The sequence below is a fragment of the Streptomyces sp. NPDC002566 genome (assembly GCF_042889585.1).
GTDB lineage: Bacteria > Actinomycetota > Actinomycetes > Streptomycetales > Streptomycetaceae > Streptomyces.
Map to the genome: position 1 here is coordinate 190,196 of NZ_JBIARD010000010.1, position 13,373 is coordinate 203,568.

Sequence of the window (13,373 nt, forward strand, 5' to 3'; positions counted from 1 at the left end):
CCGGTGCTTTCGGGCACCGGCCCCTCTCGCATGTCTGCGTCCGCTCCCGCCGTGGTTACGACAACTGCCCGTCGTAGTCCGGCAGCTTGTAGGTCTTCTCGGCGTGGCCGCCGGACAGGTCGGTGGCGCTGTTCCCGATGTTCGCGATGATCGTGTAGCCCTTGTTCTCGATGTCGGCGCGCTGGGCGGTCTTGTAGGCGGCGACGTCCTTGAAGAGGTCGAACAGCCCGCGCACACGGAGGCCGGAGACCTTGTAGCCGACCTGCTTGAGGTTGTAGTCGGTGAAGCCGGCGATGATGCCCGGGCGCGCGGTGACGAAGAACAGCGAGACGCCGTGCTCCTGGGCGTACTCGGCGACGTCGCGGATCGGCTTGTTGGCCGGCTGCGGGTAGCTGAAGCCGAAGTCCGTCTCCAGCGCGGTGTTGTCGATGTCGAGGATGAGCGCCTGCTTCTCGCCCGGCTTGGCGGCGGCGATGCGCTGCTTGAGGTACGGCAGGGCCTGGTTCATCACGACCTGGCAGTCGGCCTGCCAGGTGGCGTAGTCGACGTCCGCGGCGGCTGCCGTCGTGGCGACGGTGGAGCTGCCGGTGGCCGTCGCGGCCTGGGCGCCGGCCGGGACGGCCATCGCGGTGACGGCGGCCGTGGTCACGGCCGTCATGGCGATACGGCGCATCCAGGTACCTCTGTTCATGGTGTGGGGGTCCTCTCACGTCCATGTGCTGCGGGTGTCGTGGGCATGCTCATCGGTGGGGATGGCTTGAGGGGAACCAGCGGGTTACCGGACGGTAGCGGTTGATGAGACGCCGCTCACAGAGGCGTGCAGTCGAAGGTGACGCGGGTCACAACTCCCCGCACCCGTAAGGGAGTAGCGCCCGTCACATCAAGAAGTCCCCCACGGCAGGGCATTGGTGACATGCCGCACAGGCGAAATGTCCGTTACTAGATGGAATAGTGAAAACACTAATTCCGGCAAAACGGACAAGTTGGCCAACGGGTGAGGTGAACTGCGCGTCCGGGGTGGGAGTTGGCGGTGAAACGGACTAAAAGGCCAACTGTCAAGAACTCATCGCATTCGGGGTTTAGTACTAGCTACCGCCGTAGGTCACACATTTGAGGCGACATGGACCCGGGGGTTACCAAGGGATGGCCATCCGGCGGACGTCACGTCGGGTGGTTCTCTCTGACCCCGGACCCATGAGGTTTTCCATGTTCCAGCGCGTCACGTCCCGTTCCTCCCGTACGTCCCAGCTCCGCACCCGGGCGGCCGTCGGGGCCGCCGCTCTCGGCGCCTCGGTCGTGCTGGGGTCCGGAGTGGCGTCCGCCGCGCAGCCCGCGGCCGCCAAGCCCGCCGCCGTCGCCAAGCCCGCCGCCGCGGCCGCCAAGAAGGGCGCCTCCTGGGTCGACCCGGTGGCGAAGTACCGGCTGTCCGCGAGCTTCGCCCAGGCCGGCGGCATGTGGGCGCACAAGCACAGCGGCCAGGACTTCGCCGTGCCGACCGGCACCAAGGTCATGGCCGCCCACGGCGGCATCGTCGTCAAGGCCGGCGGCAACGGCGCCGGCGACGGTCCGGCCTACGGCAACGCCGTCGTGATCAAGCACGCGAACGGCGTCTACTCGCAGTACGCGCACCTCTCGCGCGTCGACGTCAACGTCGGCCAGGTCGTCAAGACCGGGCAGCGCATAGCCCTCTCCGGCAACACGGGCAACTCCAGCGGCCCGCACCTGCACTTCGAGATCAGGACGACCCCGAACTACGGTTCGGCGATCGACCCGGTGAAGTTCCTGCGCGCCAAGGGCGTGACCGTCTGACGACGGCCAGGGCCGGCCGGCTCTCCTAGTCCTCCGAGGGGGAGGGCGCAGAGGACGGCCGGGCGCCCTGATGGGCCTGGGTGACCAGATCGACGGCGACCTCAAGGACGGCTTCCCGCTTGTCCTCGGGGTCGCCTTCGAGGTCGTGGAGGAAGAACATGCCGGCGTGCAGCGTGAAGATGGCGCTGACGCAGCGGACCTGGTCGGTGAGGGGGGCGTCCGGGTCGAGGATGATGTCACGCAGGCTCTTCAGGCGGTCCTTGAAAGAGTCGCCGATCTGCAACTCCCGCACCGTCGCCTGGTTCTCCTGCATGAAGCGGAAGAGCGGGGCCGCCTCGGCGAGGGCCTTGCTGTAGCGCCGCACCAGCTCATGCTTGGTCTCCAGGGTGTGCGGCTGCTCCCGGCCCCAGTCGATCAAGTCCTCGATCGGCTTCGTCAGATCCGTGAAGATGCTGACGATGATCTCTTCCTTGGTCTTGAAGTGGTAGTACAGGGCCGCCTTGGTGACGTCGAGGCGCTCGGCGATCTCGCGGAGCGAGGTCTTCTCGTAGCCCTGCTCGGCGAAGAGTTCGAGCGCCACGTCCTGGATGCGCTGGCGGGTGTTGCCGCGCCGCTGCTGCTTGGTGCCGTCCATAGTGGCGTCCATCCTCGTAGTCCTCACGGTCCCACGGAAATCCGGCCGCCGGAGGTAAGAAACACTTACTTGCCGACCGGCTAGAACTTACTTGACGCCCGGCTAGTTCCACGTCTACTTTCACCAGTGTAGTGAGAACTAGCCGGGCGGCAAGTAAGTGGGTCGCCGTGGGGGAGTGGAAGCGATGGCGGACAGCAAGAGCGTCGAGCGGGAGACCGGCACACCGGACGCACCGGATGCCGGTGCACAGGAGAAACAGGCGAAGAGCGTGCGGGCCGTGATCCTCGCGCTCATGATCACGATGATGCTCGCCATGCTCGACAACATGATCGTCGGCACCGCGATGCCGACGATCGTGGGCGAACTCGGCGGCCTGGAGCACCTGTCCTGGGTGGTGACGGCGTACACCCTCGCGACCGCCGCCTCCACCCCGATCTGGGGCAAGCTCGGCGACATGTACGGGCGCAAGGGCGCCTTCATGACGTCGATCGTGATCTTCCTGGCCGGGTCCGCGCTCAGCGGCATGGCACAGGACATGGGCCAGCTCATCGCCTTCCGCGCGGTGCAGGGCCTGGGCGCCGGCGGTCTGATGGTCGGCGTCATGGCGATCATCGGCGACCTGGTCCCGCCGCGGGAGCGTGGCCGCTACCAGGGCATGATGGCCGGAGTCATGGCGATCGCGATGATCGGCGGACCGCTCGTCGGCGGCTCCATCACCGACCACTGGGGCTGGCGCTGGGCCTTCTACATCAACCTGCCGCTCGGCGTCGTCTCCCTCGGCCTGATCAGCGTCATCCTGCACCTGCCGAAGAAGCGGTCCGACGCGCGCGTCGACTACCTGGGCGCCGCGCTGCTGACCGTCGGCATCACCGCCATCGTCCTCGTCACCACGTGGGGCGGCACGGAGTACGCCTGGAGCTCCGCGCGGATCATGGAGCTGACCGCCATCGGCGTCGCCGCGCTCGTCGGGTTCGTGTTCTGGCAGACCAAGGCCGCCGAACCGATCGTGCCGCTGCACATCTTCCGCAGCCGCAACTTCACGCTGATGTCGATCATCGGCTTCATCGCCGGCTTCGTGATGTTCGGCGCGACGCTCTTCCTGCCGCTGTACCAGCAGTCCGTGCAGGGCGCGTCCGCCACCAACTCCGGACTGCTGCTCCTGCCGATGCTCGGCGCGATGCTCGTCACCTCGATGATCGCGGGCCGGATCACCACCAGCAGCGGCCGCTACAAGATCTTCCCGGTCGCCGGCAGCGTCCTGCTGGTCGCCGGTCTGTATCTGCTGTCGACGATGGACACCGGGACCTCGCGGTTCATGTCCGGCGTGTTCATGGCCGTCACCGGCCTCGGCATGGGCTGTCTGATGCAGATCACCATGCTGGTCGCGCAGAACAGCGTGGAGATGAAGGACATGGGCGTCGCGTCCTCCTCCACCACCCTCTTCCGCACCCTCGGCTCCTCCTTCGGCGTTGCGATCATGGGCGCCCTGTTCAACAGCCGGGTCCAGGACGTCATGACCGAACGGGCCGGCGCCCTCGGCTCGAAGGTCACCGAGCAGTCCGCCCAGCTGGACGCCGCCAGCCTCGCCAAGCTGCCCGTGGCGGCGCGGGAGGCGTACCAGTACGCGGTCTCCGACGGCACGCACGCGGCGTTTCTCCTCGGAGCCGCGGTGGCCGTGATCGCCCTGGTCGCCGCGGTGTTCGTCAAGGAGGTCCCGCTGCGGGGGGCGCTCCCGAAGCCGGACGGCCCGGACGGCGTCACGGACGGGACGGCCCCCGCCAAGGCCCCGGTCGTGGAGTCCGTCTGACCCCGAGCCGAAAGCGAGGCGGCGTCGCGTGCACAGACGCGGCGCCGCCCGCCGCTGTCCGCGACGCGGCCCGAGCGCCGGCGCCTTCCGCTCAGGGCAGCATCGGATAGCTGCCGGTGTTCGTCGGCGCGTGTTCGGGCAGCCACAGCACGGCGACCGCGCCCTCGGCGGGTATGTGCTCGGGTGCGCCCATCGGCTGCACGTTGCGGAAGGTCAGCCGGGCGCCCATGACCCGGGCCTGACCGGCGGCGATGGTCAGACCCAGCCCGTGACCACGGCCGGCGCGGTCGCTGCTGCCGGTGCGGAAGCGGCTCGGGCCCTCGGCGAGCAGGCTCTCCGGGAAGCCGGGACCGTGGTCGCGCACCCGGATCACCCGCCCCTCCACGGAGACCTGGATCGGCGCCTTGCCGTGCCGGGCCGCGTTGGTGAGCAGGTTGAACAGCACCCGCTCCAGCCGCCGCGGATCCGTGGTCACCATCGACTCGTGGATCACGCGCACCTCGACCTCGGGATCCTTGGCCGCGACCCGCCGGGCGACGAACTCGCCCAGCAGGATGTCCTGCAGCTCGGCCCGCTCCGACGCCCCGTCCAGGCGGGCCACCTCCAGCACGTCCTCGACGAGCGTGCGCATCGCCTTCGCCCGGTCCAGGACCAGTTCGGTGGGCCGGCCGGGCGGCAGCAGCTCGGCGGCGGTCAGCAGCCCCGTCACCGGGGTGCGCAGCTCGTGCGCGATGTCGGCGGTGACCCTGCGCTCCGCCTCCAGCCGCTGCTGCAGCGCGTCCGCCATGGCGTCCACCGCGCTGGCCAGGTCGTCCGTCTCGTCCCGGACCACACCGCCGATGGCGTCCCGCACGCGGACGTCCGCCTCTCCCTTGGCGACCTCGTTCGCCGCGGCCGCCGCATTGCGCAGCCGCCGGGACAGCTGTCCGCCGATGAGCACGCCGAGCGCGCTGCCGCCGAAGACGACCGCGATGGAGCCGATCACCAGGGCCTGGTCGAGATCCTTGAGGATGTCCGTGCTGCGGTCGGTGAACCCGGTGTGCAGGGAGAGCACATGATCGCCGTCGTTGACCGGCACCGCCGCCCAGATGTCCGGCGCGCCGCCCCCGCGGTCCGACACGAACGTCGCCCGGCGGCCCTCCTCGACCATCTCCCTCAGCTCCGCCGGCAGCCGCGGGTCGTCGATCTTGATGTTGGGGAAGTTCGGGTGCCTGGACAACTGGTAGTTGCGCTGGGCGATCTTGATGCGCTCGTCCGCGAGATCGCGCGCGTTGTCCAGCATGGACACGCGGGCCGCGTTGTGCACGACGAGACTGAGCGCGACCGCCACCAGCGCGCCGACCAGCGCGATGGCCGCGCTCAGCTTCCACCGCAGGCCGGTGCGGATGCCCGCGCGCTCCACGCGGGCCGGAACCAGGTGTCGCAACATCCCCCGATACCCCGTCCGCTCAGGCCTTCAGCTTGTAACCGAAGCCGCGGACCGTCTCGATGCGGTCCTGGCCGATCTTGGTCCGCAGCCGCTGCACATGGACGTCGACGACCCGTGTGTCACCGCCCCAGCCGTAGTCCCACACCCGCTCCAGCAGTCTGTCCCGCGACAGCACCGTGCCCGGGGCGGAGGAGAACTCCAGCAGCAGGCGCATCTCGGTCGGAGTGAGCGCCACCGGCCGGCCGGCCCGCCGTACCTCCATGCCCTCGGTGTCGACCTCCAGCTCCCCGAAGGTCAGCACGCCCCCGACCGCCGACGCGTCCTGGTCGGACCGGTCGCCGCCGCCCGCGTGACCGAACCGGCGCAGCACCGCTCTGATACGGGCGACCAGGACGGCGCCGTCGAACGGCTTGGTCACGTAGTCGTCCGCGCCGGCCTCCAGGCCGAGGACGACGTCGATGGAGTCGGCGCGCGCGGAGAGCATGATCACCGGCACGGTGGACTCGTCGCGGATGCGCCTGCACAGGCTCACGCCGTCCAGGCCGGGCACCATCACGTCCAGCAGCGCGATGTCGGGGCGATCGGTCCGGAACGCCTCCAGTCCGGACAGGCCGTCGGGCATCGCGGTGACCACGAAGCCGTCCCGCTCCAGGGCGAGCTGGGTGGCCTCGCGGATGACGTCGTCGTCCTCGACGAACAGGACGTGGGTCTGGTCTGCCATCCCGGTGCTCTCAGTCCTCGTGCGTATGGCCGCTCGTGAGCCGGCTCGTGGTGAGCCGGCCGCTTGCGTCTCGGTGGGTCGTCTTCGGTTCGGTGGTGTCTGGTCGGTCGTGGCTGCTCGGTCGTCGTGGCTCGGGCGGTCGGATCCCGGACGTGAATCTGTCGTTTCGCTGCCCGGTGTCCCTAGAAGGGACGCCCGGAGCGCTCAGGTCGTTCACTGGTTCATCGGTCCGGAGGGTCCGAACGGTTCACCCGACGGCCGATTTTTCTCCGACGACCTTGCCAGACGACCTCGCCGGACGACTTCGCCCGACCACTTTCCCGACGGCGTTCCCCCGTGGGCGACCGGCCCGGTCAGCCCCCGGCCGACGGCGGCGGCGTCGCGTCGTCGCCCACGACGCTGTAGTCGTTGTGCCAGCTGTACTCCTTGACGAACCGGCCCGAGACCCAGCGGTAGGTGACCACATTCTCGCCCGAAGGACTGGAGACCGGGTCGCCCTTCTCGTACACCTGCCTGCTCACGACGAGGCCGCCCCGGTCCACCTCCGCGTAGACCGGCGGCTCCTCCGCCTTGAACACGTTGGTGTACCCGTCGCCCGCCCGCCGGTACACGTACGAACCGATGCCGACGACGTCGCTGCACGTCAGCACGTTCACCACGATGTCGTCCTCCGAGCCGCCGGTGAGGTCGCCGTACGACACGTCGACCGGGTACTCGTCGCCGACGCAGGGCTTCAGCCCGCGCTTGACCTCGGCCGACACCGCCGGATCGTCCTTGACCAGACGGGCCGCGTCCACACGGTCGAAGGTGCTGGTCGGGGCCGCGGCGGGGGTGGCGCCCGACGAGGCGGCGCCCAGGGAGGCGTCGCCCCTGGCCGGCCCCTCGTCGCGCGCGCCGGTACCCCCGGTGGCGCAGGCGGAGGCCAAAAGCCCGAGGGCGGCGAGCACGGTCATCGCCGTGATCGCCGCCTGGAAGATCCCCCGGACCCGTGGGGGCCCGGCCTCGGTCAGGCCGCCGCGCAACGCTCCCGCTCCTCACGCTCCAGCGCGCGTGCGTCCAGATCGCGGGATTCCAGCTCCTCACGGAGCCGGGCGAGCGCCCGGTGCAGCGTGCTCTTGACCGTTCCCGCCGACATGCCGAGGGCGGCGGCGGTCTCGTCCGTGGACATCTGCTCCCAGTGTCGCAGCACGACGACGCTGCGCTGCTTGGGAGCGAGCACCTTCATCGCGTCCATCAGCAGGGCGCGGTCCGCGTGCTGCTCGGTGGAGTCGTCCACGCAGGCGTCCGGGAGCTGCTCGGTGGGCACCTCCTCCAGCTTGCGGGCCCGCCACCACTCGGTGCGGGTGTTGATCATGACGCGGCGCAGGTAGGCGTCGGCCAGCCGCTTGTCCGCGATGCCTTCCCAGCGGCCGTACGTCCGGGCCAGCGCCGTCTGGAGCAGGTCCTGGGCGTCGACCGGGTCCGGGACCAGCCGGCGGGCGCTGCGCAGCAGCGCGTCCTGCCGAGTGCGGACGTACTCCTCGAACTCGAGCACCTCTCCCTGCGCCATGTTCAACACCCTCCGTGTCCCCGTTCCGGCCGACCGTGGTCCACCGGTTTCCTGCTCGTGGTCTGTGGCCCTCGTGCTGCTGCGGCCACGGAAGAGAAGCTACGGAGGTGTTGTCACGGCACTGTCCGAGGCAGCCTGCGGCCAGCCCTCGGCTGTCCGTCGGTTGTGTAACGGAAATGAGTTCGGGGTAAGGGGCCCGACCGATCGGTGTGCCTATGGGGTGTTTTAGATGGTGAGCGAGTGTGACGGAAGCCCGTTACGGAGCCGTGCGCAAGCGCTGAGCCTGTGCGACGGCCGTGAACTGGCTGAGCGTCACGTCAGCGGCAGGCGGTACTGGCCGCCCGGCAGCGGTTCCACGAGACCGTCCGCGACGAGGCCGTCCAGCGCACGCGCGCGTTGCACCGGCTCGTGCCACACGCGGTCCAGAACGGCCTGCGGCACGGGCGCGTGAGCGTCCCTCAGGACGGCGAGCAGCTTCCCGCGCACCTGCCGGTCGGTGCCGGCGTACGTCTGCCCCCGGCGCGGTGGGCCGGTGTGCTCCGGCTTGCCCGCGAGCCGCCAGGCGCACTGTGCGGCGATCGGGCAGCGTCCGCACGTCTCGTTCTTGGCCGTGCAGACGAGCGCCCCGAGTTCCATGGAGGCGGCCGCCCAGCGCGCGGCGGTCTCCTGTTCCTCGGGCAGCAGCGCCCGGGCGAGCTTGCGCTCGGCGGCCGTGGTCGCGTTCGGCGGGTACTGGACGCCGGTGACCGCGCGCGCGAAGACCCGCCGGACGTTGGTGTCCAGCACGGCGTGCCGCTGCCCGTACGCGAACGAGGCGACCGCGGCGGCCGTGTACTCGCCGATGCCGGGCAGCGCCAGGAGCTGAGCGTGGTCCGACGGCACGTCGCCGCCGTGCCGTTCCGTTATGGCCACCGCCGCGCCGTGCAGCCGCAGGGCGCGGCGCGGGTAGCCGAGCCTGCCCCACGCGCGTACGGCCTCGCCGGGGGCCTCCGCGGCCAGGTCGGCGGGGCGCGGCCAGCGGGCGAGCCACTGCTCGTAGACGGGCAGGACCCGGTTGACCGGAGTCTGCTGGAGCATGAACTCGCTGACCATCACGCCCCACGCGCCGGCTTCTGGCCGCCGCCAGGGCAGGTCGCGGGCGTTGTCGTCGAACCAGTCGATGACGGGGGAGTGGAGGTGGGCGCCGGTGACCTGCTCGTCGAGCAGGGGACCGGGGGCGGCGTCGGCGTCGGCGGGGCTGCTGTACGGGGGCTTGGTGGGCGCAGTCATGGCCCTACCGATCCTGCCATGAGGGGAGGGGAGCGCGCGTACCGCCACTCTGTGGGGCGGGCCACGGGGATCTTCCGTTGGACCGCCCTCCCGGTCGCGGCCGGAGCGTCAGGCGGCTGTGGCCAGAGGTGCAAGCGGCGCGATGCGAAGGGGAGGCGGCTCCTTCAGCAGCGGTCACGGATGGTGAGCGCGAAGGCCTTCGTCGTCACCTCCTGCGACTGGTGGCGGTGTGAAGGGCACAAGTCGGAGGCGGAGCAGTCGTGTCCGGGATGATGATCCGGAAAAGTTGTTCTCCGGGCGGCGGGTGGGGCCGGTGAACGGCGCGATCTCTCGTACAGTTTGCGCCGTGGGATCTCTGCGCAATCCGGTCGGGCCGCTTCCCTCCTCCATCTACTGGCGACGGAGGGTCGTACTGCTGTCCGTGGTCGCCCTGTTGGCGCTGCTGGTCACATGGATCGTGGCCTCGGGCGGGGGTGGCGGACGCAACGGCGCGGACGGTCCCAACGGGAAGAATCCCGCGCCTTCCATCACTCCGGGACCGTCCGGATCAGGGCCCGCGATCAGTCAAAACCCCGGCGGGCGCGACGAGTCGGGCGACGGGGGCTCCGGTTCCGGCGGATCGGGTGGATCGGGCGGGTCCGGGGCCGTGGGCGGCTCCGGGGGCGGGTCGGGTTCGGGTGGCGGAGCCGGTTCCGGTGGCGCCGGTGCGGGCGACGGCGGGGCCGCGGTGGGCGCCGGGGGTGTGGTGAGCGACGGCGTTTCCAGCGCCGGGACGTCCGCCACGATTCTGCCGGCCGGGACCACACTGCCCAACTGCACTGCGAGTGTGGTGACGTTGAGCCTGCGTAGTGTCCGCAACACCTACTCGCCGGGACAGAAGCCCACGTTCCAGCTGACGGCGAAGAACTCCTCAGGGAGTGACTGCAAGGTCGATCTCGGGCCCGCGAAAGCAGTCTTGACGATCACTCAGGCGGGGGCGGAGGACGACTACTGGTCCTCCGACGACTGCCCCAAGGGTGCGGGCAGCCGGCTGTACCGGGTGGCCGGCGGGAGCGGCCTCACGTACACCGTGACCTGGGACCGCAAGCCCGGTGCGCCCAAGTGCGCGACGCCGCCGGCGGGGGTGGCCGGACCGGGGACCTACCTGGTCGAGGCGAAGGTCCCGGGCTTCGCGAAGGCACAGACGTCGTTCGTGCTGAAGGCCGACTAGGGCGTGTTTCGAAAGTCCCGTCTGGCTCGCGACGCCTGGCACGGCGCCTCGCCGCGTTGTCGGGATCGCCCGCGTACAACCAGTACGCGGACGACCCTCCGCCTTGCGATGCACCGCACCAGACGCCGCGAGCCCCGCCCTGCGGGCGGACGACGCTACTTTCGAAACACGCCCTAGAGCGAAACACGCCCTGGGGCGGACGGTCGGCCCGCGGCTCCGCAGCCGCGGGCTGTGTCAGACGTAGCGTTCCAGGATCGAGGACTCCGCCAGGCGGGAGAGGCCCTCTCGGACGCTGCGGGCCCGGGCCTCGCCCACTCCGTCGACCGTCTGGAGGTCGTCGACGCTCGCGGCGAGGAGCTTCTGGAGGCCGCCGAAGTGCTCCACCAGGCGGTCGATGATGGCGCCGGGAAGGCGGGGGACCTTGGCCAGGAGCCGGAAACCGCGCGGGGAGACCGCGGAGTCGAGGGCCTCGGGGGATCCGGTGTAGCCCAGCGCCCGCGCCACCGTGGGCATTTCGAGCAGCTCGGCGTGGCTCAGCGCGTCCAGCTCGTACAGCGCCTCGTCGACCGTGCGGGAGCGCTTGGCCGTCGGCTCCGGCACGTAGTCCCGGACCACCAGCTCACGCTCGGGCTCCACGCCCGCGATCAACTCGTCGAGCTGGAGGGCGAGAAGGCGGCCGTCGGTGCCCAGCTCCACCACGTACTCGGCGATCTCGGTGGCGATGCGGCGCACCATCTCCAGGCGCTGGGCCACGGCGGACACGTCCCGGACCGTCACCAGGTCCTCGATCTCCAGCGCCGACAGAGTCCCCGCGACCTCGTCCAGGCGGAGCTTGTAGCGCTCCAGGGTGGCGAGGGCCTGGTTCGCGCGGGACAGGATCGCCGCCGAGTCCTCCAGGACGCGGCGGTGGCCGTCGACGTAGATCGCGATCAGCCGCATGGACTGGGAGACCGAGACGACGGGGAAGCCGACCTGCTTGCTGACGCGGTCCGCCGTGCGGTGCCGCGTGCCGGTCTCCTCCGTGGGGATCGTGGGGTCCGGCACCAGCTGGACGCCGGCCCGCAGGATCTTCGACAGGTCGGAGGAGAGCACGATGCCGCCGTCGAGCTTGCACAGCTCGCGCAGCCGGGTCGCCGTGAACTCGACGTCCAGGACGAAGCCGCCCGTGCACATCGCCTCGACCGTCTTGTCGGAGCCCAGCAGGATGAGCCCGCCGGTGTTGCCGCGCAGGATCCGCTCCAAGCCGTCGCGCAGAGCAGTGCCGGGGGCCACCGCGCTCAGCGAGGCGCGCATCAGGCCCTCGGCACCGGAATTGCCACCGGACTTTCCATGAGCTGCCGCCCGGTCGTTGGCTGCCACTGCACTCCTCCGGTCGCAGGTTCTGGGGCGTCCCCGCTGCGCGCACTCGGTTCGTACGGACGGGCGAGACCTGGGCAAAGTCTACCGGCGGTCCTCCCCCTCCCGTGGGGCCTCTCGGCGACGGGACCGCGGCAGGACCCGCAGGGCGTCCCCCATGTCCGCGACTTCCAGGACCTTCATGCCCGCGGGGACCCTTCCGGGATCGCCCGGCACGAGCGCGTGCGTGAAGCCCAGACGGTGGGCCTCGGCCAGCCTGCGCTGCACGCCCGTGACCCGTCTGACCTCGCCCGCGAGGCCCACCTCGCCGATCGCGACGAGGTTCTTCGGCAGGGGTGTGTCGCTGGCGGCGCTGGCCAGCGCGAGGGCGATCGCCAGGTCCGCGGCGGGCTCGGAGAGCTTCACCCCGCCGACCGTCGCGGAGTAGATGTCCCGCTTGCCGAGGGCGCTGATCCTGCCCCGCTGCTCCAGGACCGCGAGCATCATCGACACCCGGGACGTCTCCAGGCCGGAGGTCGTCCGGCGCGGGGAGGGGATCTGCGAGTCGACGGTGAGCGCCTGTACTTCGGCGACCAGGGGGCGGCGGCCCTCCAGGGTGACCGTCAGGCAGGTCCCCGGGACGGGTTCGTCACGACGGGTCAGGAAGAGGCCGCTCGGGTCCGCGAGGCCGGTGATGCCCTCGTCGTGCAGTTCGAAGCAGCCCACCTCGTCCGTCGCCCCGTAGCGGTTCTTGACGCCCCGCACCAGACGCAGGCGCGCGTGCCGGTCGCCCTCGAAGTGCAGGACGACGTCGACCAGGTGCTCCAGCAGGCGCGGCCCCGCGATCGCGCCGTCCTTGGTGACATGGCCCACGAGCAGCGTGGACATGCCGCGTTCCTTGGAGGCGCGGATGAGGGCCCCGGCCACCTCGCGGACCTGGGCCATCCCGCCGGGCGCGCCGTCGATCTCCGGGGAGGCCACCGTCTGCACCGAGTCGAGGATCAGCAGCGAGGGCTTCACCGCGTCCAAGTGGCCGAGGACGGCCGCCAGATCCGTCTCGGCGGCGAGGTAGAGGTGGTCGTCGATGGCGCCGATGCGGTCGGCGCGCAGCCGGACCTGGCTCGCGGACTCCTCACCGGTCACATAGAGCGTGCGGTGCTCGTCACTGGCCGACTTGGCGGCCACGTCGAGCAGGAGCGTCGACTTGCCCACGCCCGGCTCCCCGGCGAGCAGCACCACCGCGCCCGGCACCAGGCCCCCGCCGAGCACACGGTCCAGCTCGGTCACGCCGGTGGGGCGGGCGGTGGCCTGACGGCCGTCGACCTGGCCGATCGGCAGGGCGGAGTTGGTGACGCGCCCCGGCGTCGTCGTACGGACCGCGGGCGTGCCGTACTCCTCGACCGTGCCCCACGCCTGGCATTCGGGGCAGCGGCCGAGCCACTTGGCCGTCTGCCAGCCGCACTCCGTGCAGCGGTAGGACGGACGGTCCTTGGTGGTCTTCGTACGGGCAGCCATGGGGAAACCGTAACCGCAGCCACTGACAACGGTCCGGGCCTGTGGACAACCGTGCGCCCCCGGCGTTCCCCCACGGGGGGACGACCCCCGTATGC

General features: G+C 70.7%; 12 protein-coding genes. 3 read left to right on the forward strand and 9 right to left on the reverse strand.

The features are described from left to right. Window positions 1-55 precede the first annotated feature (55 nt). Window positions 56-691 (reverse strand): HAD family acid phosphatase, encoded by a 636-nt coding sequence (locus tag ACFYXA_RS32375; protein WP_389039625.1) that lies wholly within the window; start codon window positions 689-691, stop codon window positions 56-58. A 515-nt stretch (window positions 692-1,206) separates the two neighbouring features. Here ACFYXA_RS32375 and ACFYXA_RS32380 point away from each other — a divergent pair. Beyond that, entirely contained in the window at window positions 1,207-1,809 is a 603-nt protein-coding gene (locus ACFYXA_RS32380) for a M23 family metallopeptidase (protein ID WP_389039628.1), read from the forward strand. A gap of 25 nt (window positions 1,810-1,834) precedes the next feature. On the opposite strand, the gene ACFYXA_RS32385 is transcribed toward ACFYXA_RS32380, so the two are convergent. Continuing rightward, window positions 1,835-2,455 carry a TetR/AcrR family transcriptional regulator gene (locus ACFYXA_RS32385; protein WP_389039631.1) on the reverse strand — a complete coding sequence of 207 codons (621 nt, stop codon included), beginning with the start codon at window positions 2,453-2,455 and terminating at the stop codon, window positions 1,835-1,837. Window positions 2,456-2,627: 172 nt separating this feature from the next. Between ACFYXA_RS32385 and ACFYXA_RS32390 the strand changes: the two genes are divergently transcribed. Then, window positions 2,628-4,250: an MDR family MFS transporter gene (locus ACFYXA_RS32390; protein WP_389039634.1), complete on the forward strand. Its 1,623-nt coding sequence runs from the start codon at window positions 2,628-2,630 to the stop codon at window positions 4,248-4,250. A 91-nt stretch (window positions 4,251-4,341) separates the two neighbouring features. Here ACFYXA_RS32390 and cseC read toward each other — a convergent pair whose 3' ends face one another. The 5 genes from cseC to ACFYXA_RS32415 form a co-directional block, all read right to left on the reverse strand. Beyond that, window positions 4,342-5,679, reverse strand: coding sequence for a two-component system sensor histidine kinase CseC (gene cseC / locus ACFYXA_RS32395; RefSeq protein WP_352244909.1), 1,338 nt, complete (start codon window positions 5,677-5,679; stop codon window positions 4,342-4,344). Between the two features lie 19 nt (window positions 5,680-5,698). Next, window positions 5,699-6,400: a two-component system response regulator CseB gene (gene cseB, locus ACFYXA_RS32400; RefSeq protein ID WP_351090610.1), complete on the reverse strand. Its 702-nt coding sequence runs from the start codon at window positions 6,398-6,400 to the stop codon at window positions 5,699-5,701. A gap of 353 nt (window positions 6,401-6,753) precedes the next feature. Continuing rightward, window positions 6,754-7,422, reverse strand: a complete 669-nt coding sequence (locus ACFYXA_RS32405; protein ID WP_352244910.1) for a hypothetical protein — start codon at window positions 7,420-7,422, stop codon at window positions 6,754-6,756. Further along, a complete protein-coding gene (locus ACFYXA_RS32410; protein ID WP_130438363.1) occupies window positions 7,407-7,949 on the reverse strand; it encodes a SigE family RNA polymerase sigma factor in 543 nt (180 codons plus the stop codon). The genes ACFYXA_RS32405 and ACFYXA_RS32410 overlap by 16 nt, the downstream gene beginning before the upstream one ends. A 312-nt stretch (window positions 7,950-8,261) precedes the next feature. Beyond that, window positions 8,262-9,218, reverse strand: coding sequence for an A/G-specific adenine glycosylase (locus tag ACFYXA_RS32415; protein ID WP_352244911.1), 957 nt, complete (start codon window positions 9,216-9,218; stop codon window positions 8,262-8,264). 346 nt (window positions 9,219-9,564) lie between these two features. On the opposite strand from ACFYXA_RS32415, the gene ACFYXA_RS32420 reads away from it, so the two are divergent. Then, the gene (locus ACFYXA_RS32420; RefSeq protein ID WP_389039640.1) at window positions 9,565-10,428 is read left to right on the forward strand and encodes a hypothetical protein; all 864 of its coding nucleotides are present in this window, start codon (window positions 9,565-9,567) and stop codon (window positions 10,426-10,428) included. Between the two features lie 234 nt (window positions 10,429-10,662). On the opposite strand, the gene disA is transcribed toward ACFYXA_RS32420, so the two are convergent. Beyond that, window positions 10,663-11,787, reverse strand: a complete 1,125-nt coding sequence (gene disA / locus ACFYXA_RS32425; RefSeq protein ID WP_389039642.1) for a DNA integrity scanning diadenylate cyclase DisA — start codon at window positions 11,785-11,787, stop codon at window positions 10,663-10,665. An 81-nt stretch (window positions 11,788-11,868) separates the two neighbouring features. Further along, complete coding sequence (radA, locus tag ACFYXA_RS32430) at window positions 11,869-13,278, reverse strand: DNA repair protein RadA (protein WP_389039645.1); 1,410 nt, start codon at window positions 13,276-13,278, stop codon at window positions 11,869-11,871. Between the last annotated feature and the right edge of the window lie 95 nt (window positions 13,279-13,373).

Coding starts and splice junctions, on each gene's coding strand:
- ACFYXA_RS32385 (WP_389039631.1), bottom strand. CDS start 2,455: ATGGACGCCACTATGGACGGCACCAAGCAGCAGCGGCGCGGCAACACC.
- cseB (WP_351090610.1), bottom strand. CDS start 6,400: ATGGCAGACCAGACCCACGTCCTGTTCGTCGAGGACGACGACGTCATC.
- cseC (WP_352244909.1), bottom strand. CDS start 5,679: ATGTTGCGACACCTGGTTCCGGCCCGCGTGGAGCGCGCGGGCATCCGC.
- ACFYXA_RS32415 (WP_352244911.1), bottom strand. CDS start 9,218: ATGACTGCGCCCACCAAGCCCCCGTACAGCAGCCCCGCCGACGCCGAC.
- radA (WP_389039645.1), bottom strand. CDS start 13,278: ATGGCTGCCCGTACGAAGACCACCAAGGACCGTCCGTCCTACCGCTGC.
- ACFYXA_RS32380 (WP_389039628.1), top strand. CDS start 1,207: ATGTTCCAGCGCGTCACGTCCCGTTCCTCCCGTACGTCCCAGCTCCGC.
- ACFYXA_RS32375 (WP_389039625.1), bottom strand. CDS start 691: ATGAACAGAGGTACCTGGATGCGCCGTATCGCCATGACGGCCGTGACC.
- ACFYXA_RS32410 (WP_130438363.1), bottom strand. CDS start 7,949: ATGGCGCAGGGAGAGGTGCTCGAGTTCGAGGAGTACGTCCGCACTCGG.
- ACFYXA_RS32390 (WP_389039634.1), top strand. CDS start 2,628: ATGGCGGACAGCAAGAGCGTCGAGCGGGAGACCGGCACACCGGACGCA.